Raw genomic sequence first — 15,737 nt, forward strand, 5'->3', positions numbered from 1 at the left:
GGCTCTTTTGAAAAATGAGTGGGTAACCATGTATATTTACCCACTTCACTCACCCCATTGAACTCACCTGAAGGCTCACATGGAAGACCTGTTTCAGACCGCTCTTGGCATTACCGCTCCTTGGTATATTGAGTCTCTTAAATTCAACGCCGAGCAGTCTCGCCTGGATATTTTTATCAACTTCCAGCGAGGGGCTACGTTCAAGGATAATGAGAAGGATGACCCCTCTGGCAAGAAATACAAAGCATACGACACCGTGAAAAAACAATGGCGTCACATGAATTTCTTTCAGCACGAATGCTATCTGCACGCCCGTGTACCGAGGATCAAACGGGACGATGGAAAAGTCCGCCTGATTCCGCCGCCCTGGAGTGGCAAGCTCAGTGGCTTTACCCTTCTGTTTGAAGCCTTTCTGATCCAGATGTGCCGTTCAATGCCCGTGCATCATGTCAGTAAGTTGACCAACGCCTCTGATTATCGGCTATGGACATTGCTTGAGCTCTACGTCAATGCAGCTCGGTTCGATGAAGACTACAGCGGGCTACAGACTATTGGCATGGATGAAACATCAGCCGCCCGAGGGCATGATTACATCACCTTGTTCGTCGATCTTGAGGAAAAGAAAACAGTCTTTGTCACTGATGGCAAAGACAGTGAAACGGTCAGGGAGTTCATTGACGATCTCCAGGAACACAACGGTAAGCCAGAACAGATCAAGCAAGTAAGCTGCGATATGTCACCTGCGTTTATCAAAGGCGTTCGAGAAGAGCTCACAGAAGCGGAGATTACCTTTGATAAATTCCATATCATCAAGATTATCAACGAAGCGGTAGACAGTGTGCGAAGGGAAGAGGCAAAAACCAACCCTCTGCTCGCAGGTGCACGCTACGCCCTACTGAAAAACGAAAATAACCTGACTGTAAAGCAGAAAGCGATTCGTGAAAATCTTAGCCTGCCAAGCCTCAACCTGAAGTCCGTACGGGCCTTGCAAATCAGGGAGACCTTTCAGCAACTGTACACGGCGACCAGCAAAGAGGACTTTGAGTCAAAGTTAACGAAGTGGTATTTCTGGGCTACACACAGTCGATTAAAGCCAATCATCAAGGCCGCCAAAACCATAAAACGACATTGGGATGGTGTCCTCAACTGGAAGGACAGTCAAATCAACAATGGTTTACTGGAAGGTTTGAACTCGGTCATACAGGCAGCCAAGCGAAAGGCAAGAGGCTATAAGAAACCGCACTTTAAAATTATGGTTTATTTACTGACTGGCAAGCTGAATTTCACCCGAGTGAATGAATCCTGCTTACCCACTTGAAATTCAAAAGAGCCTCATGAGGCTTTTTGAAATTCCAGTGTTTGATTACTGTAATCAAGAGGTAAGTATTGTTGTCATAAAATCCCGGACAGTAAACCAGCACATGGCCTGACTTTCTCTGAAACTGCACCAGCCTCACCGGAAAGTACTTCCCATCACGCTTGACGTGTATATGCTGGAGCTCCAGATAAGACCGATGATGGGTAAAATCATAAGGGGCATCTCGCCCAAACGTCGTTGGAAGAACTCCCTTTTCCTTGTACAGCCTAAAGTCATTCAACAGATCGTCAGCTTCTGCTTTACCAATGGTATCGATTATTAAGCGACTCTGAAACAGCCTTACCTTAGCCATTACAACCCTACTATTTATTGGTAGTTAGCACTTTTTTTGTTTTTTCACTCAACCGGTCTAATTGAGTCTCAGAGGGGTTAAAACGCCCTTTCTCTCCTTTTTTTTCTGCTTTTTCTCGATGATTCTGATCATCTTCAAGAATTTCAAACAGTTGGTTATCGCTGCCTTTTATGTATTGTTTTCGCACTCGACAAATTCCCCTAGGTCATCATCAGACCCGTTTCTCAACTTTTCGGTCATCTGCTCAACCATGTCATCGGTTGTAGTAAAACGACCCGATACGCTCTTTAACTCAGAAGTACCACGTTGAGCATACTCGCAAAATGTTGTCATTTCTTCAAACAGTTCTGCTGGCACGGCATAAAACTGAACCTCATTGTTCGAGGTTACTGCGATAGCGTCACCCTGAGCCTCAGAGATGGCATTGCTCGGATTGGTTTTGAATTTACTAATAGAAGTAGTGAACCCGCAAAGAACTTTCTGCAACATAGAATCACCTTTTTTAGATCTAAATCGAATCATTATTTAGATTAAGTGTAACACTATATTTGGATATATATTTGGTTGGTCGGATATTATTGTATCCTCATTTTTATTGGGTACAGACTATGGCCTGGTATCAAAGACACGTAGCTCCAGCCAACTCTTCAGGGTCTCCCAGGATCACCGTCCTGTTCGTCAGGGAAGACTTACTATGGATACCAAGTTCAGAATATCTGCCGAACCCACACAGCAACCTTCAAGTGACCATTCCCTTTCGACACGAGCAAGGCGCTCTGGTTGGTCCCAATATTTTTAATACTTAAGAGACCTTGCCCTCAGTATGTGACCGGCTGTTAATCCCTCAGATGGGACTTCTGCTTGAGGATATCCCTTCTCTGTTTTTTGTCCGGGCGACGATCCGGTCTGGGGGCCATAGTGCCTCGCATGGCTTTACGCTGTTCAGCCGCCTTTTCTCGAGACTGGATACTGGCGGCGGTCTCTTCGTAAAGCTGCTGCGCTAACTCCGCTTTCTGGCGTTTGTCAGAGAGCTCACGAACCGTTACTACTCTTTCATCCCAGCCAGTCCGCAGTTTCAGCTCATCACCGACTTTGGGCTCTTTACCGGGTTTGCAGCGCTGGCCATTCAGGTGCACCTTGCCACCTTCAATGGCTTCTTTGGCAATATTACGGGTCTTGTAAAAGCGGGCAGCCCAGAGCCACTTGTCCAGGCGTATTTTGTCTGGCTGTTTATCGTGAAAAATATTTTGCTTTGCCATTATTCATCCTCAAGAGTCAGTAAAATATTTTTCTCTGCTCATGGCTGTTTCTGTCTTTATTCATGACACAGGCTTATAGCGAAAGAAAAATAGTTTTCAGCAGCCGTATGGATAGAAATTGGTGCAGTAAACTATTTTTCAAGACCCGTTAGAGGTGAATAAGGTCACGAAAATCTTCGACAGCCTGATACCGGCCCGTATCCTTGGCGCCCTGCTTACTGTCTGGATAGCGAATAGCCAGTAAATGGGCGATGCCGTAAGTTCTGGCAGAGTCCAGCACTGGAATGCTGTCATCTATAAACAGAGCCCTTTCTTTGTCAGTTCCGATATCGGCTTCAAGGTTGTGCCAGAAAGCCTGAGACTCTTTGGGGTAGCCGTAATCATGGGAACTGATCAGCTTGTCAAAATAGTGTGCCATGGAGAGTCTTTCCAGCTTCAGCGACAAGCTGTCCCGGTGAGCATTCGTGATCATGATCACTTTTTTGCCCCTGTCCCGGAGGTTTTGCAGAAAATGGTCGGCATCGGGTCTGAAGCTGATCAGGTGAGCTATTTCGTGCTTTAGTGCCACAATCTCCAGTTCCAGTTCCTTAGCCCAGTGATCCAGGCAGTACCATTCCAGCTTACCGTAGGTTTGAGCCAGGCGGGGATGCAGTTCTGCTTTTGACTGCTCCAGAGTAATGCTGTGTTTCTCGGCGTACTTCTGGGGCACGTATTCCATCCAGAAGTAGTTATCAAAATGGAGGTCCAGCAAGGTACCATCCATATCGAGGAGAACAGTATCTATGGTATTCCAGTTAATCATAATCACCTCGACTTTCTTCTGTTGCCATGATTACTCAATTCGCAACTGAACGGCAAAGTTTTTTGTTAATCAGTGCTATTGTCCACTCATGACTCTATATTGTTGGCGCAAGACTGAGTGAATTGGATGTACATCGACGTATGTATAATAACGGCTGAACAAGAGGCAGGGAATCATGTCAGAAAAACCGGTCATCAAAGCGTGTCGTGAAATTGCACGCAGTCGTCTGTTCAGAATAGAAGAACTGGAACTTAAATTCTCCAATGGTGTTGAAAGAACCTATGAACGGTTGGGTTCTTTTGGAACGGGCCACCAGGCTGTGATGGTGGTACCGCTATTGGATAACAATCGCTTTCTGATGATTCGTGAGTATGCCGGCGGCACTGAAGATTATCAGCTGACCCTGCCCAAGGGGCTGGTTGAGCCGGGAGAGAGCCTGGAAGAAGGTGGTAACCGTGAATTAAAGGAAGAAGTCGGCTACGGCGCCCATCAATGGAAATACCTGAGTGAATTCACCCAGTCACCCAATTATATGAAGAGCAGAATACACTCCATGGTGGCCTGGGATCTTTATGAAGAAAGGCTTGAAGGTGATGAACCAGAGCCCCTGGAAGTGGTTGAGTGGTCCTTTGACCGCTTGTTGGAATTGAATGACAGGCCGGATTTTTCTGAAGCGAGAGCACTGGCTACTTTGTTTCTGGTCAGAGAGAAAATTCAGGCTGGATGGTTGGAGAACTCAGATGGTTGACGACAAGCTGATTGAGTCTTTGAAGCAGATTGCTCAACAGGCCGGAGAGACCATCCTGACGATTTATCATCAGGAGGATCTGGGCATTCAGCACAAGTCTGACAAGACTCCTGTGACAGTGGCAGATCTCAAGGCTAACGAGGTGATTGAAAAGGGCCTTCAGGCTCTGGATCTTCAATACCCTATTTTGTCTGAAGAGTCAGTTCATACTGGCTTTCAGGAGCGCAGAAAGTGGGCTCGGTACTGGCTGGTCGACCCTTTGGATGGCACCCAGGAATTTATTAATGGGAATGGTCAGTTCACGGTGAATATTGCGCTGATGGAAAAGTCGGAAGATGGCCGAAGCTACCCGATCTTTGGCGTGGTTCATGAGCCTGCCGAGAATACCGTTTATTGGGGCGGAAGAGATCTGGGCGCTTTTAAACAGATTGAGGATCGCCAGGTTGTCAGTATTGCCCCAAGACCCTTCCAGCCTGAGCAGGAGACAGTAGCGCTGGGAAGTCGCAGCTACGGGACAGAGAGAGCGACGGCATTTGCTGAAAAACTCAGGACTCTTTATCCAAACCTGGAAGTAAGACCTGTAGGCAGTGCCTTGAAAAGTTGCCATATTGCAGAAGGCTTAGCGGATATCTACCCCAGGCTGGGTCCCACATCCGAGTGGGATACCGCAGCGGCACAAGCTGTAGTGGAAGGCGCAGGAGGTTTACTGCTGGATCCTCACGGCAAGCGTTTTTCCTATAACTTCAAGGAAAGCCTGCTGAATTCCGATTTCCTGGTGGTGGGTGACTCTTCTCAGAACTGGTTAAAGATCTGGAACCCAATCATACTGATTGGCCTTTAGCCCGGACATTTTTTTAGTCCGACAGGCTCCTGATCATTTCTGAGGCCTCTATGCTGATCAACGCGGTTTTATGGAATTTGCCGACTAGAAAACATATCGGATCTTGTCGGCTTCAACCACAATAGGTTTTTTGGGGTCTTTCAGCACCTCACCCTTAATAATCGTGGGGGAGCCAAAAAGCAGACCTTTTTCCGGTATGTCTTCATTCCCGATCTGGATCTGGATTTCTCCGGTTTTATCCCGGAACAGATAGGTCGAACACTTCAGTTTTTTGATGATCTGGCCTGAGAGTCGAACCAGTTCTTCATCATCACTTTTCTCTATGACCTGATCGATATTCTGCTTTGTATAATCATGAGCTTCACCAGAAGCTACTGGAGATGGCAGAGGGAAATAGTTTTCTGAAAAAGCGGGCAAGGACAACAAACAGAGGCCGCAGAAAAAGAGTCCTTTCATTGAAATCATCCTTTGACTGTCTATTGTTCAGAATAGCTCAGCTGGCTAACTCTTAAGAGCTGGAGTAGGCTTTCTTTTATCTTACTGTTTGAAGGACCCTGAATTGTGCAAAAAATACTGGTGAGTGCCTGTCTTCTGGGTGATCCGGTTCGATACAACGGCAAAGCTAAAATAGCCGATGATTTCTGGTTGAACGTGTGGCGTAAGGAGGGTCGTATTATTTCTGTCTGTCCTGAGTTGGAAGGGGGGTTGCCAGTACCCAGGCCTCCTGCGGAAATTGTTGAAGGATTAGCGGGTTGTGTGATTGATGGCTCTGCCGAAGTGGAAACCGAGTGTGGTCAAAATGTTACCAAGCCATTTCTGACGGGGGCTAACAAAGCACTCCAGTTGTGTCAGAAGCATGGGATTCAAATCGCTATTTTGACAGAGGGCAGCCCTTCCTGTGGTAGCTCCAAGGTTTACGATGGCACATTTTCGGGGCAAAAAATTACCGGCCAGGGTGTCACTTCAGCTTTCCTGGAAAGACATGGTGTCAGCGTCTTCAATCAATTCCAGTGTGAGGATGCTCATCAGTGCCTGAGCAGACTGGAGCAAGTGATGGGATAACCCAATGACCTCTTTCAGGTCATGAAGATGTTTAAAATCAGTTCAAGTGATACTATCGATCGCTCTTATCTGACTCAAAATAACAATAATAGTGAGTTATGTTTATGCTGGTTCTTCGCCTTGCGCTGGGCTTATCTGCCCTGGGTTACCTGATCTTTATGGATGCCTTTTCCGGTCTGACCGGAGCTTTTCTGAAGGCTTTGCCCATCTTTATATTAATGATTGTTGTCACTTTGAAAGCTGAGCCAGAATGGAAATCAGGATTGCTTTTGGCGCTGCTGTTTTCTGCGGGTGGTGATCTGGCCCTGGCTTTACCCGATTACCTGGAAAACAGTTTTATCGTGGGACTGGGTAGCTTTCTCATTGCTCAGCTGACTTATGCAGTGATGTTCTGGAAAAACAGGCTCAGAGATGGCAACCGAACCCGATATGCTCTCGCATTTCTCCCCTTTGCGGTCTGTGTTGCCCTGATTGTAGTGCCGAACAGTGGTGCCATGATGGCGGCGGTCATACTTTACCTGTTGGCTATCAGCTTTATGGTGGTGGGGGCGGCTCTTTGTAATAAGCCCCCGCGCTGGCTTTTTCTGGGGGCTCTGACCTTTGCGCTGTCAGACACTCTTCTGGCATTCAATAAGTTTGTGGTTGCGCTGCCTGCCGCTGGTCTTCTGATCATGTTGACCTATTATTGTGCCCAGATTCTGATTATCGAAGGGGCTCTTAAAGAAAAGCCCAATCACTGAATGTAGCGGCCTGGCCCTTGTATTTGCCTTCCTGATCATAAAGGTTCCAGACCAGCGCCTGTTCAATCAAGAACCGGCGTCCGGTACTGGAAATCCGTATGCCTGAATAGTTGTTGATATAACCGTTGTCATTGACTTCTTTCAGCAGTCTGGCTCGTTCTTCTCTGTTGGGTTGCTCTGCAGAATGCCTGGAAGGCAGTTGAGTGAGGGTGTTCCAGTCCATTTCAAAGAGAGACTGGGCGGTGAGGTTGCCGTAACAGAAGATCGGATCATTTTCTGTTCCATGAGATAACAGTACCGCAGGGTGTTCGTAGAGTTTTATACCCAATTCAGGGTCGTTCAGAGACAGTCCGCAGAGCAACTGGCCGGTCAGGTTAAAGTAACTGCTGGCCATCAATAGACCTTGTTGCAGAAGAAAAGAATCGTGAGGTGAGATCATGTACTGCCTTGATGGAATAGTGGCTTGGTCAATCGTTCAGAAATAATAATTCTGTATTGAGTTAGCATCTAGCCGACAGTGTATTTTATACGCAGCCATGGTGCGACAAGCGATAGCAGCAAAGCAAAATAGAAAAAGAGCCTAAACTGAATCAGGATTCTACTTTTTATTTTTATTTTTTGTTTTTAATAGCAACCTTGATGAAGGCTTTTATGGCAAAGTCTATTGATGAGATCGCTAAATTGGCAGGCGTCTCGGTCACGTCGGTGCGTCTGGTAATCAACGGCCAGGACAAGAAATACCGCATCAGTGAGAAGACCAGAGCCAAAATCCAGTCCATAATCGATGAGCATGGTTACTATATTAACCAGACCGCTCGCAGTCTCAAACTACAGAGAACGCAGACCCTGGGGCTGGTCGTTCCCCGTTTGACCAACCCTTTCTTTTCCCAGTTGACCGAGGCTCTTGAGATTCGCTGCAGAGAGTCTGGTTATCAGCTGATTACTGTTTGCTCCAGAGATGAAGCTGAGCTTGAAAAGCAAGTGGTTGAAAATCTGATCTACCGCAGTGTGGATGGGCTTTTTGTGACTTCAAGCTACCAATCAAGACAAAGTGACCTGCTGGAGAGCCATCATGGCAAGCCGGTGGTCTTTTTGGATCGTGATTTTGGTATTCCGAATATAGCCGTCGTGTCCACCAATAACCTGGATGGCGGGAAGCTTCTGGGAAGAAAAATGTCCGGACAACTGGGTGAGCGACAGTTGATCTTTATGGGTGCGGATGAATGGTTGCCGACTATCCAGGACAGGCTGGAGGGTTTGAAGGCCGGATTGTTTGAAGGCGGCTATCAGCTATCCGATGGCAATGTGCATTTTGCCGAAAGAATCAGCAGAAGCCATGCCTATCAAAAAATGTCTGAGCTTTATAAGAGCCTGAGAGGACCACCTGATGCTCTGGTGACTCCAGCACTGCCTGTGCTGGAAGGGTGCTTGGAATATCTGAAGAAAGAGCACGGTGAAATCCCGCGAGACATGCTGATTGGATCCTTTGACGATCACGCCATGTTGGGTTTTTTGCCTAATAAGGTGTTTGCTGTACGCCAGAATGCTACTGAGTTGGCTCTTGAAGCGTATCGCATTCTTGAAGCCATGATCCGGAAGGACTATCCGGAACAGCAGAAAATGGTGATCATGCCTGAATTGATCACTTATTTGGAATGAATGCATGAGTGGCGTGTACTGCCGATATCTGAAAGATAGTACTTAAAGGTTTTTTACCGCAATATGCTGTTGACGCTGATCCCCAAAGGTTTTTTTTCCAGGCAGGCTCGTAAACCTGAGGGGATTTTTGGTCGCTACCTGATGAGCTACCTGTTCCGAAAAGGCAATGAAAGCCTGAATGGTAAAGTGCTCGGTCAAATGGGGCTTTCTGAAACAGATAGCATTCTGGAAGTGGGTTTTGGACCCGGCAGTCTTATCAAGGCAGTGGCTGCTAATGTCACCAGCGGCAAAGTCTATGGTGTCGACTTCTCAAGGGCTATGTTGCAAAGTGCCTGTAAACTCAATCAGAAAAATATTGATTCAGGTCGGGTTCAATTGCTTTTCTCAGACAGTATCAGGCTGCCTTTTCCCGATAGCAGTTTTGATAAGCTCTGTACGGTCAACACACTTTATTTCTGGCCAGACCCCAAACAACAGCTCAAAGAGTTTCTCAGGGTACTTAAACCCGCAGGAAAACTGGTCATAGGATTCAGGGACTCAGAAACACTGGAATCTTTGAAATTGGATTCTCAGATTTTTAACTTCTATACCTCAGAAGAAGTGGCTGAGCTTCTGAGACAGTCAGGCTTCGATCAAGTCAGATTGCAGCAACACCCCAACATCGCATTGTCCTCCATGATCGCGGAAGGATGTAAGGCAATGTCTTGATGATCTTATCAGTAAAAACGACAGTGATAGTTTGGTGCTGGGGTATTTCGAACCATTAAAGCACTGTAAGGAATGACCAGGTAGCTACTCTAAACTCATGATGGCTGTAGCTACCTGCAACTGATGCTTGAATGACTGTTTTAGAAGTGTTCCCCATTTTCGTAGTAGCGTTTTGGATCAAATGTACTGAAACGAACACAGATATCCAGTTCATCGTTGTTGCCCAGCTCTGAGCGAATGGTATGGGTAATGATTCCTGCCGCCTGATTCTGAATGGTCTGGCCTCGGTCGAACCAGGAAACATCTACCATGGGATAGCGGTTACCTCCCAGCCGGCCATCAAAGATGAACTCCATGCTGAGTAATTCCAGTGTGAAATAATCTCTGGGACAGTCGAGCAGCTTGGCCAGATCATCTACAAGCGGTTTGCTGATGTTCTGTACGGAATCCGTGTTCAGGCCACTGAAACGTAAATGAGGCATGAGAAGTACCCTTGATACAGTATTCGGTACTGTTCTAGTCTAACATCTTGTTATCCAGCCTGACGTTAGGAAAGGCCTTATGAAAACTTTACCTGATCATGTTACTGCCTATAAGAAAACCCCTGTATTCGATCAAGATTCGATGCCGGCAGGCTTATTGAAAACGCATAGAACGAAAGAAGGAACCTGGGGTGTTCTGAATGTGCTGGAAGGTTCGGTGGTCTTTTGTCCGGAACAGCAAAGTACCGAAAAAGTCAGTCTTTCAGCGGGAGATCAGTGGGTTATTCAGCCAGAACAGGCGCATCACCTTGAGCTGAATGGGCCCGTTTCCTGCTACGTGGAGTTTTATAAGTAGCGTTATAAAATGACAACTGCCTTAATTTTCAGGACAATCCTTAAACAAGTTTGGCACTTTTACTGCTTATACTTGCATCTATAGTTTTCAACAACACTGTAATAACAACGGAAATGCGATGAAACGTTTCATTTTTGCGGCGGCTCTCTGTGCCTCCTCAACAACTGTCCTGGCTGCAGCTTCATCCTGGTCATATGGTGGATCGGAAGGTCCTGAATACTGGGGTGATCTCAACAAAAAGTATGAACTGTGCAAGATGGGTAAGAATCAGTCCCCCGTCAATCTTGATCACTTTATCGAAGCGGATCTTAAGCCTCTGAATATCCAGTATTCAGCGGCGGGCAATGAAATTTTGAATAATGGTCATACCATTCAGGTTAACTTTCAGCCTGGCAGCACCCTGTCTCTGAATGGTCATACCTATGAACTGAAACAGTTTCACTTCCACGCTCCCAGTGAAAACCAGATCAAAGGTGAATCTTTTCCCCTGGAAGTGCATCTGGTGCACGCCGATAAAGAAGGCAACCTGGCTGTAGTGGGCATCATGTTCAAAGAAGGTGCTGAGAATAAAGCTCTGGTCAATGCCTGGAAGCAGATGCCAGAAAAGAAAAACGACAAGGTGGCACTGAATCAGGTCATCAATGCAGCCGATATGCTGCCAGCCAACAAAGAGTATTACCGGTTTAATGGTTCTCTGACGACACCTCCCTGTTCAGAAGGTGTTACCTGGTTGGTCATGAAAGACCCCGTGACGGTTTCCAAAGCACAGATTGAACAGTTCACCAAGGTGATGGGAACTCATACCAACCGCCCTGTACAGCCTTTGAATGCACGCCCTGTATTGCAGTAATACATCTCAGGGGAGATAGCCTTAATCGGGCTATTTCCCTTCCTATCCTGGTTAAAGTTTATTAGGCTCATGGCTGAGTCGTAAGAATATATTAATGGATGTAATCAGTTAATGAAGTACCCTGCCCCTTTGAGATCCGGTAGTCGAATCGCTGTCACCGCATTTTCCTCAGGTGTCTCTGAACCTTGTCATTCACGTCTTGATCGATGTCTGGATTATCTTCGCTCTCAAGGCTATGAAGTGATTGAAGGTCAGTGTCTCAGGTCTGATATAAACCATGTCAGCGCACCATTGGAGAGTAGAGCGGTAGAGCTGACATCTTTTCTAACGGACGATTCCATCGATGCGATTATGCCGCCCTGGGGTGGAGAAATTGCAATGGATCTGCTTTCAGCTCTGGATTTTTCCCTGATAGCCAAAGCAAAACCCAAGTGGCTGGCAGGCTTCTCTGATATCAGTACATTGACGTCGGCATTAACCAGTCGGTGTGACTGGGCTACGGCGCATTGTTCCAACCTGATGCAACTCCACGGTTTGGAGCAGGAGCCGTTAACAGCAAATACCCTCGCTTATCTGGGAACTACAGAAGCGTTTACTCAGCATGCCTCAGAGAAATATCAAGTCAGGGGGGAATTTTATGCTGAAAACCCTGATGCAGTGTTAAACCTCACCGAGACCACACACTGGAAATCCTTGAGCGGAAATCAGGAAAACGTAGAGCTTTCAGGCCGGTTGATGGGAGGCTGTCTGGATACCCTGTGTCATCTGCTGGGCTCTGATTATCTTGATCTGAAGGCATTTCAGGAAAGATACAGTCAGGATGGCATCCTACTTTTTCTGGAAAATGCAGAGCTTTCTCCCACCGCTTTGATAAGAGCATTGATGGGCCTGAAATACAGGGGCATTTTTAACCATGTGAAGGGTCTATTGATTGGCAGAAATCCATCTGATGAGCATCATGGTCAATCTCTGACCTATCAACAGGCATTAAATTATGGACTGGAAGATATAGAGATCCCGGTTGTCTACGATGTTGATATCGGACATCTGCCACCTAATCTGACATTGATCAATGGTGCATTGGCGAATGTCCGTCTGACTGATGGTAAGGGCAGTATTCAACAGAAGTTGATCTGAAGCCGAAATACCTTTTTCTCTTCTTTTACCCTGCTGATCGATATTTTTCCGCTAAATTTATCTAGTTTGTTAGGGTGAAAGCGGGAGAGAAAACTTGTGATATCAGGTTTAAGGTCATTTGTTCTTCGCAAATATGGGCTGGTTCTTCCATTTACGATTCTTTTGCTGCTTTCACCTTTGGCTCAAAGCTGTTTTGATTCAGGGGAAAGCCTCTACTATTCCTCTCGTGGCCGTGGTGGTTACCAACCTATAGGGCAGGAATTGAGTCCTTGTGTTGAATGGTGGGAGTGGAATAAACCCTGCATAGACTGCCCTGTCTATGTCTTATTACCTTTCGCAACTCTAGTGATATTGGGCATGGTAGGTTTTGCCATAGTTGAAGTGGTCGAACTGTATACACAGAAAGACAAAGCTTCTGATGCCAACATGACGATGAACAGCCTGCTTGTACCTGCCGACTTGCAGGTGGATGACGAGTTCATTGATGCTACGAAAAGCTGTGAAAATGGTATGACTCCCCTGGCTCAGCTGGAACCAGAGTATCTCCCCGAAAGCGCACAGACGGATGTATATCTCGCCTCAGAACTGAGTGTTTATGCTGAGTCTGAAAAGCCTGCTATCGCTTATGGTGATCTCAAGTTTCTGAATCGAATGCTTTGTAACGTGAAACCGGATAATCAATGCACAAAAGACTTGATCCGATCGGTTCAAAGTATGGACATTAAAAAGGCATCACAACTGGTAGGAAAGATTAAGGTTCTGGCAGGGCTGGTGCCGGCCACCAGAGCAATCAGTGCTCTGGAGTTACCCGATTTTATAGTCAAGCTTCTGGATCTGAAGCCTGAAACGGAGTCGAAAAAATTCTACCTGAATCATGAAGGTTTGATTTGCCCCTCTATAGATCTTTCCTATTGATCCGAATAAAAAAACTGAGTAATCAAGGCGCAAAAAGCGCCTTGATATTGAATCAACCGACTAACAAAGGCACTGATTACGCCTGGCCATAACCAGCCTTTTTGTCTGCCTGACACCTGAAGCATTCAACTCGTTCAAAGCCACTTCCATACTTTGCAGCAGTGTGTTGAGTTTGTCCCGGGTGACTACTTGTTGTACGACGATTCTCAGAACCTGAATACCCTGGGTATCTTCTGGTGTAAACTTTGGGATGTTATAAGCCGGTACAACCCAGCCACTCTGTGCCAGCTTGTCTGACATATCCACCAGATCCCAGCTAGGTGGGTTATCAGGGTCTGCCCAGGTCAGGGCGATGATAGGGAGTTCCATTCCTTCATTGTCCCCAGTCATGCTGATATTACTGACGTTGGTAAAGTACTGGCTAAGGGTCGGATGAGACTCAAGTTGTTGGACAAACCAGCGACTGTTTTCGACACAGTTATCCATAATGTCTCGATACCCTCTCCGGCCAAAGCGTAGAAAGTTGTAATACTGCATGACGATCATGGCAGAGCCTCGGGAAAAGTTGACGGTGTAATCGTCAAAGCTACCCCCAAGGTAAGCGATGTTATAAACCAGAGAAGGATCTACTACTGAACTGTCTTTGAAGATCACACTGCCCATACCGGTAAAGATCATACCAAACTTGTGATTGGATATGTTGATGGACAAAACTCTCTTGGGACATTCCTTGAAGTTGAAAGGGATTGCGGAGCCCGATGAAGAAAACATCAGAACAAAACCGGCACTGGCAGCATCGACATGAACAGGAATATCCATAATCTCTGGAATACGTTTAGGCGCGGGTTGTTGTGGATAAAGTCTGGCGTATTCCTGCTGATAGAGTTCGTTGAACTGCCGCTGCTGTTCATCACTGTATTGCTTGTTCTGCTCTATGCAAAAGTTGTCCACAGCGTCGTCTATGGCAGGAACATTGTCACTGTTGCCAGTAAAGGTAGTACCGACACAAGTGCCAACCGCCATGACAAGCTCTCCGATACACCGGCCTTTCTGGGAGCCCGGCTTATAACCCATAGCCGTTCTTATCTGCTGGGCATAAGGTGATACAGGGTCTTCTATTTCCGTTTCCAGAATGCTCTTAACAATATCACCATCATGAAGCGCATAAGGTGCCCCATCGACTTCTATATAGAGTGAGGTAGCATCGTAATAGCGGCAGAACTTGTCCCAGCAACCATGGACCTGTGAGCTCATCAAAACTACAGGTCGGTCTCTGGCATCTGCCTTAATGCCTAAAACATCGCTGTTATCCAGCAATACCCTCTGTTTAAGATTCCAGATGAACTTATGGGCGATAAATCCCAGCATGACTGCCTCAGAAGAGCCAATGGTGGCTGTACCATAAAGCGCCTGAGCTGCTTCTTCCTGCTTGTGGGCAGGGGCTTTTTCATCAAACTGAGTGCCCAATTATTTGGCCAGCATCCGGGTTGAGCGCTTTTCTGCCAGGTTGGTTCCGGGGTATTCGGTGTGATCAATGAAGTTTTTCATGATGCTGTCTTTGACCACCTGCTCACCCCAGGGGTCGGTGTAAGCCTCATTGCAGAATGTCGCCAGGTTCAAGCCCGGCTTGGCATCCATGAGTAACTCGTTTTTGATCATCTGATAGGCTGAATCAGCCGGTGTCGGGTATTCCGGTAACTCTGCCGCTGAAAGGTTGAGACCTCCGGAAAAGTCTTCACGACCATAGACAGGAGTCAGCGGTTCAAAGAGATGTTCGGGTGTCAGAGCGGTAGCTTTTCCGTTCCTTGGCATTTTGGGATTCCTTATGGAATGAAAGGGGTTATTTTTCAGGGTTTGTCAGGCTGTTTTGGATCTTTATGTTGTTGTGGGTCATAGGTGTACTGCTTGCCATAGGGGAATGGGACTGTTTTTTTAGTCAGTGCGCCGTAAATCTCGGGTCTTCGGTTGATCAAATAATCTGTGTCGGCAGGTTGGATATTTTTGATGTCTGCTCGAAGGCAGTCGGCAATCAGCAGACAATTTTCATTGTTAACGGCAGCCACCATGGCTTTGCCGTAGGGGTTGCAAATAATACTGTTGCCACTGTATTTCAGGACCGGATTGCCCTCGGTGTCGTACTCTTCACCAGCCCGGTTGCTGTAACTGCAAAAGTTAAGGTTAGTGAGAGCATTGGCAGGAATGTAATGTTGCGCTATGTCCGGGTAAGGCTCTGTCTGCCCAGGCAACATACCTTCAGGTGCTGCTGTTGGAAAAACCGTTAATAGAGAACCATTGAGGGCAAGACAGCGTGCGACTTCGGGAAATTCAGCGTCATAACAGATGCCGACCCCAACCGGGAACCCATTGATTAAATGGACCCTGAAACTCGATTCTGCAGTTTTTAGCGTTTGACGAAGGAAGATTCTTGTGGACTGCGGAACCAGTCTACTACTGTGACTCCTGTACCAAGCCTGGCGAGGTACAATCAACATCACAGCAGCAGGCTGGC

The 15,737-nt window shown here is 46.7% G+C and carries 21 protein-coding genes; 11 read left to right on the forward strand and 10 right to left on the reverse strand.

What is annotated here, in order from left to right:
• The first annotated feature begins 79 nt into the window (after positions 1 to 79).
• A complete protein-coding gene (locus ACR2PX_RS22420) occupies positions 80 to 1,318 on the forward strand; it encodes an ISL3 family transposase (RefSeq protein WP_434001577.1) in 1,239 nt (412 codons plus the stop codon).
• Here ACR2PX_RS22420 and ACR2PX_RS22425 read toward each other — a convergent pair.
• The 4 genes from ACR2PX_RS22425 to yrfG form a co-directional block, all read right to left on the reverse strand.
• Positions 1,284 to 1,670 carry a type II toxin-antitoxin system YafO family toxin gene (locus ACR2PX_RS22425; RefSeq protein ID WP_434001578.1) on the reverse strand — a complete coding sequence of 129 codons (387 nt, stop codon included), beginning with the start codon at positions 1,668 to 1,670 and terminating at the stop codon, positions 1,284 to 1,286. The two genes, ACR2PX_RS22420 and ACR2PX_RS22425, sit on opposite strands and share 35 nt — an antisense overlap.
• A 168-nt stretch (positions 1,671 to 1,838) precedes the next feature.
• Positions 1,839 to 2,159, reverse strand: a complete 321-nt coding sequence (locus ACR2PX_RS22430) for a hypothetical protein (protein WP_434001579.1) — start codon at positions 2,157 to 2,159, stop codon at positions 1,839 to 1,841.
• Between the two features lie 347 nt (positions 2,160 to 2,506).
• Entirely contained in the window at positions 2,507 to 2,929 is a 423-nt protein-coding gene (hslR, locus tag ACR2PX_RS22435; RefSeq protein ID WP_434001580.1) for a ribosome-associated heat shock protein Hsp15, read from the reverse strand.
• Positions 2,930 to 3,077: 148 nt separating this feature from the next.
• A complete protein-coding gene (gene yrfG / locus ACR2PX_RS22440; RefSeq protein WP_434001581.1) occupies positions 3,078 to 3,731 on the reverse strand; it encodes a GMP/IMP nucleotidase in 654 nt (217 codons plus the stop codon).
• Positions 3,732 to 3,906: 175 nt separating this feature from the next.
• Between yrfG and nudE the strand changes: the two genes are divergently transcribed.
• A complete protein-coding gene (gene nudE / locus ACR2PX_RS22445) occupies positions 3,907 to 4,479 on the forward strand; it encodes an ADP compounds hydrolase NudE (RefSeq protein WP_434001582.1) in 573 nt (190 codons plus the stop codon).
• Positions 4,472 to 5,320 carry a 3'(2'),5'-bisphosphate nucleotidase CysQ gene (cysQ, locus tag ACR2PX_RS22450; protein WP_434001583.1) on the forward strand — a complete coding sequence of 283 codons (849 nt, stop codon included), beginning with the start codon at positions 4,472 to 4,474 and terminating at the stop codon, positions 5,318 to 5,320. The genes nudE and cysQ overlap by 8 nt, the downstream gene beginning before the upstream one ends.
• Positions 5,321 to 5,404: 84 nt before the next feature.
• Here the strand turns inward: cysQ and ACR2PX_RS22455 are convergent, their stop codons facing one another.
• Entirely contained in the window at positions 5,405 to 5,776 is a 372-nt protein-coding gene (locus tag ACR2PX_RS22455) for a NirD/YgiW/YdeI family stress tolerance protein (protein WP_434001584.1), read from the reverse strand.
• Positions 5,777 to 5,881: 105 nt separating this feature from the next.
• Here ACR2PX_RS22455 and ACR2PX_RS22460 point away from each other — a divergent pair, with 105 nt between their 5' ends.
• Both ACR2PX_RS22460 and ACR2PX_RS22465 read left to right on the forward strand, forming a co-directional pair.
• Positions 5,882 to 6,382: a DUF523 domain-containing protein gene (locus tag ACR2PX_RS22460; RefSeq protein WP_434001585.1), complete on the forward strand. Its 501-nt coding sequence runs from the start codon at positions 5,882 to 5,884 to the stop codon at positions 6,380 to 6,382.
• A 104-nt stretch (positions 6,383 to 6,486) separates the two neighbouring features.
• A complete protein-coding gene (locus ACR2PX_RS22465; protein WP_434001586.1) occupies positions 6,487 to 7,122 on the forward strand; it encodes a lysoplasmalogenase in 636 nt (211 codons plus the stop codon).
• On the opposite strand, the gene ACR2PX_RS22470 is transcribed toward ACR2PX_RS22465, so the two are convergent.
• The gene (locus ACR2PX_RS22470; RefSeq protein WP_434001587.1) at positions 7,100 to 7,561 is read right to left on the reverse strand and encodes an MEKHLA domain-containing protein; all 462 of its coding nucleotides are present in this window, start codon (positions 7,559 to 7,561) and stop codon (positions 7,100 to 7,102) included. The two genes, ACR2PX_RS22465 and ACR2PX_RS22470, sit on opposite strands and share 23 nt — an antisense overlap.
• A 212-nt stretch (positions 7,562 to 7,773) precedes the next feature.
• Here ACR2PX_RS22470 and ACR2PX_RS22475 point away from each other — a divergent pair, with 212 nt between their 5' ends.
• Positions 7,774 to 8,781 (forward strand): LacI family DNA-binding transcriptional regulator, encoded by a 1,008-nt coding sequence (locus tag ACR2PX_RS22475; RefSeq protein ID WP_434001588.1) that lies wholly within the window; start codon positions 7,774 to 7,776, stop codon positions 8,779 to 8,781.
• A 63-nt stretch (positions 8,782 to 8,844) separates the two neighbouring features.
• Positions 8,845 to 9,489 (forward strand): class I SAM-dependent methyltransferase, encoded by a 645-nt coding sequence (locus ACR2PX_RS22480; protein ID WP_434001589.1) that lies wholly within the window; start codon positions 8,845 to 8,847, stop codon positions 9,487 to 9,489.
• 140 nt (positions 9,490 to 9,629) lie between these two features.
• Here ACR2PX_RS22480 and ACR2PX_RS22485 read toward each other — a convergent pair whose 3' ends face one another.
• The gene (locus tag ACR2PX_RS22485) at positions 9,630 to 9,971 is read right to left on the reverse strand and encodes a DUF1904 family protein (RefSeq protein ID WP_434001590.1); all 342 of its coding nucleotides are present in this window, start codon (positions 9,969 to 9,971) and stop codon (positions 9,630 to 9,632) included.
• 79 nt (positions 9,972 to 10,050) lie between these two features.
• On the opposite strand from ACR2PX_RS22485, the gene ACR2PX_RS22490 reads away from it, so the two are divergent.
• The 4 genes from ACR2PX_RS22490 to ACR2PX_RS22505 all read left to right on the forward strand — a co-directional run bounded on the left by ACR2PX_RS22490 (position 10,051) and on the right by ACR2PX_RS22505 (position 13,228).
• Complete coding sequence (locus tag ACR2PX_RS22490) at positions 10,051 to 10,326, forward strand: DUF1971 domain-containing protein (protein ID WP_434001591.1); 276 nt, start codon at positions 10,051 to 10,053, stop codon at positions 10,324 to 10,326.
• A 118-nt stretch (positions 10,327 to 10,444) separates the two neighbouring features.
• Positions 10,445 to 11,176 (forward strand): carbonic anhydrase, encoded by a 732-nt coding sequence (locus tag ACR2PX_RS22495; RefSeq protein WP_434001592.1) that lies wholly within the window; start codon positions 10,445 to 10,447, stop codon positions 11,174 to 11,176.
• A 111-nt stretch (positions 11,177 to 11,287) separates the two neighbouring features.
• Positions 11,288 to 12,313: a S66 family peptidase gene (locus ACR2PX_RS22500; RefSeq protein ID WP_434001593.1), complete on the forward strand. Its 1,026-nt coding sequence runs from the start codon at positions 11,288 to 11,290 to the stop codon at positions 12,311 to 12,313.
• Between the two features lie 96 nt (positions 12,314 to 12,409).
• A complete protein-coding gene (locus ACR2PX_RS22505; protein ID WP_434001594.1) occupies positions 12,410 to 13,228 on the forward strand; it encodes a hypothetical protein in 819 nt (272 codons plus the stop codon).
• Between the two features lie 60 nt (positions 13,229 to 13,288).
• Here ACR2PX_RS22505 and ACR2PX_RS22510 read toward each other — a convergent pair whose 3' ends face one another.
• The 3 genes from ACR2PX_RS22510 to ACR2PX_RS22520 form a co-directional block, all read right to left on the reverse strand.
• Positions 13,289 to 14,695 (reverse strand): pyridoxal-dependent decarboxylase, encoded by a 1,407-nt coding sequence (locus tag ACR2PX_RS22510; RefSeq protein ID WP_434001595.1) that lies wholly within the window; start codon positions 14,693 to 14,695, stop codon positions 13,289 to 13,291.
• Positions 14,696 to 15,040, reverse strand: coding sequence for a hypothetical protein (locus ACR2PX_RS22515; protein WP_434001596.1), 345 nt, complete (start codon positions 15,038 to 15,040; stop codon positions 14,696 to 14,698). It lies immediately after the preceding gene.
• A gap of 35 nt (positions 15,041 to 15,075) precedes the next feature.
• A partial coding sequence (locus ACR2PX_RS22520) for a nitrilase-related carbon-nitrogen hydrolase (protein WP_434001597.1) occupies positions 15,076 to 15,737 on the reverse strand: 662 nt, incomplete at its 5' end.

This window comes from Endozoicomonas sp., from assembly GCF_051008435.1.
GTDB lineage: Bacteria > Pseudomonadota > Gammaproteobacteria > Pseudomonadales > Endozoicomonadaceae > Endozoicomonas_A.

Excerpts from the sequence above, each read along its gene's own strand:
- ACR2PX_RS22420 (WP_434001577.1), top strand. The coding sequence starts at position 80 with ATGGAAGACCTGTTTCAGACCGCTCTTGGCATTACCGCTCCTTGGTAT.
- ACR2PX_RS22425 (WP_434001578.1), bottom strand. The coding sequence starts at position 1,670 with ATGGCTAAGGTAAGGCTGTTTCAGAGTCGCTTAATAATCGATACCATT.
- ACR2PX_RS22430 (WP_434001579.1), bottom strand. The coding sequence starts at position 2,159 with ATGTTGCAGAAAGTTCTTTGCGGGTTCACTACTTCTATTAGTAAATTC.
- hslR (WP_434001580.1), bottom strand. The coding sequence starts at position 2,929 with ATGGCAAAGCAAAATATTTTTCACGATAAACAGCCAGACAAAATACGC.
- yrfG (WP_434001581.1), bottom strand. The coding sequence starts at position 3,731 with ATGATTAACTGGAATACCATAGATACTGTTCTCCTCGATATGGATGGT.
- nudE (WP_434001582.1), top strand. The coding sequence starts at position 3,907 with ATGTCAGAAAAACCGGTCATCAAAGCGTGTCGTGAAATTGCACGCAGT.
- cysQ (WP_434001583.1), top strand. The coding sequence starts at position 4,472 with ATGGTTGACGACAAGCTGATTGAGTCTTTGAAGCAGATTGCTCAACAG.
- ACR2PX_RS22455 (WP_434001584.1), bottom strand. The coding sequence starts at position 5,776 with ATGAAAGGACTCTTTTTCTGCGGCCTCTGTTTGTTGTCCTTGCCCGCT.
- ACR2PX_RS22465 (WP_434001586.1), top strand. The coding sequence starts at position 6,487 with ATGCTGGTTCTTCGCCTTGCGCTGGGCTTATCTGCCCTGGGTTACCTG.
- ACR2PX_RS22470 (WP_434001587.1), bottom strand. The coding sequence starts at position 7,561 with ATGATCTCACCTCACGATTCTTTTCTTCTGCAACAAGGTCTATTGATG.
- ACR2PX_RS22475 (WP_434001588.1), top strand. The coding sequence starts at position 7,774 with ATGGCAAAGTCTATTGATGAGATCGCTAAATTGGCAGGCGTCTCGGTC.
- ACR2PX_RS22480 (WP_434001589.1), top strand. The coding sequence starts at position 8,845 with ATGCTGTTGACGCTGATCCCCAAAGGTTTTTTTTCCAGGCAGGCTCGT.
- ACR2PX_RS22485 (WP_434001590.1), bottom strand. The coding sequence starts at position 9,971 with ATGCCTCATTTACGTTTCAGTGGCCTGAACACGGATTCCGTACAGAAC.
- ACR2PX_RS22490 (WP_434001591.1), top strand. The coding sequence starts at position 10,051 with ATGAAAACTTTACCTGATCATGTTACTGCCTATAAGAAAACCCCTGTA.
- ACR2PX_RS22495 (WP_434001592.1), top strand. The coding sequence starts at position 10,445 with ATGAAACGTTTCATTTTTGCGGCGGCTCTCTGTGCCTCCTCAACAACT.
- ACR2PX_RS22500 (WP_434001593.1), top strand. The coding sequence starts at position 11,288 with ATGAAGTACCCTGCCCCTTTGAGATCCGGTAGTCGAATCGCTGTCACC.
- ACR2PX_RS22515 (WP_434001596.1), bottom strand. The coding sequence starts at position 15,040 with ATGCCAAGGAACGGAAAAGCTACCGCTCTGACACCCGAACATCTCTTT.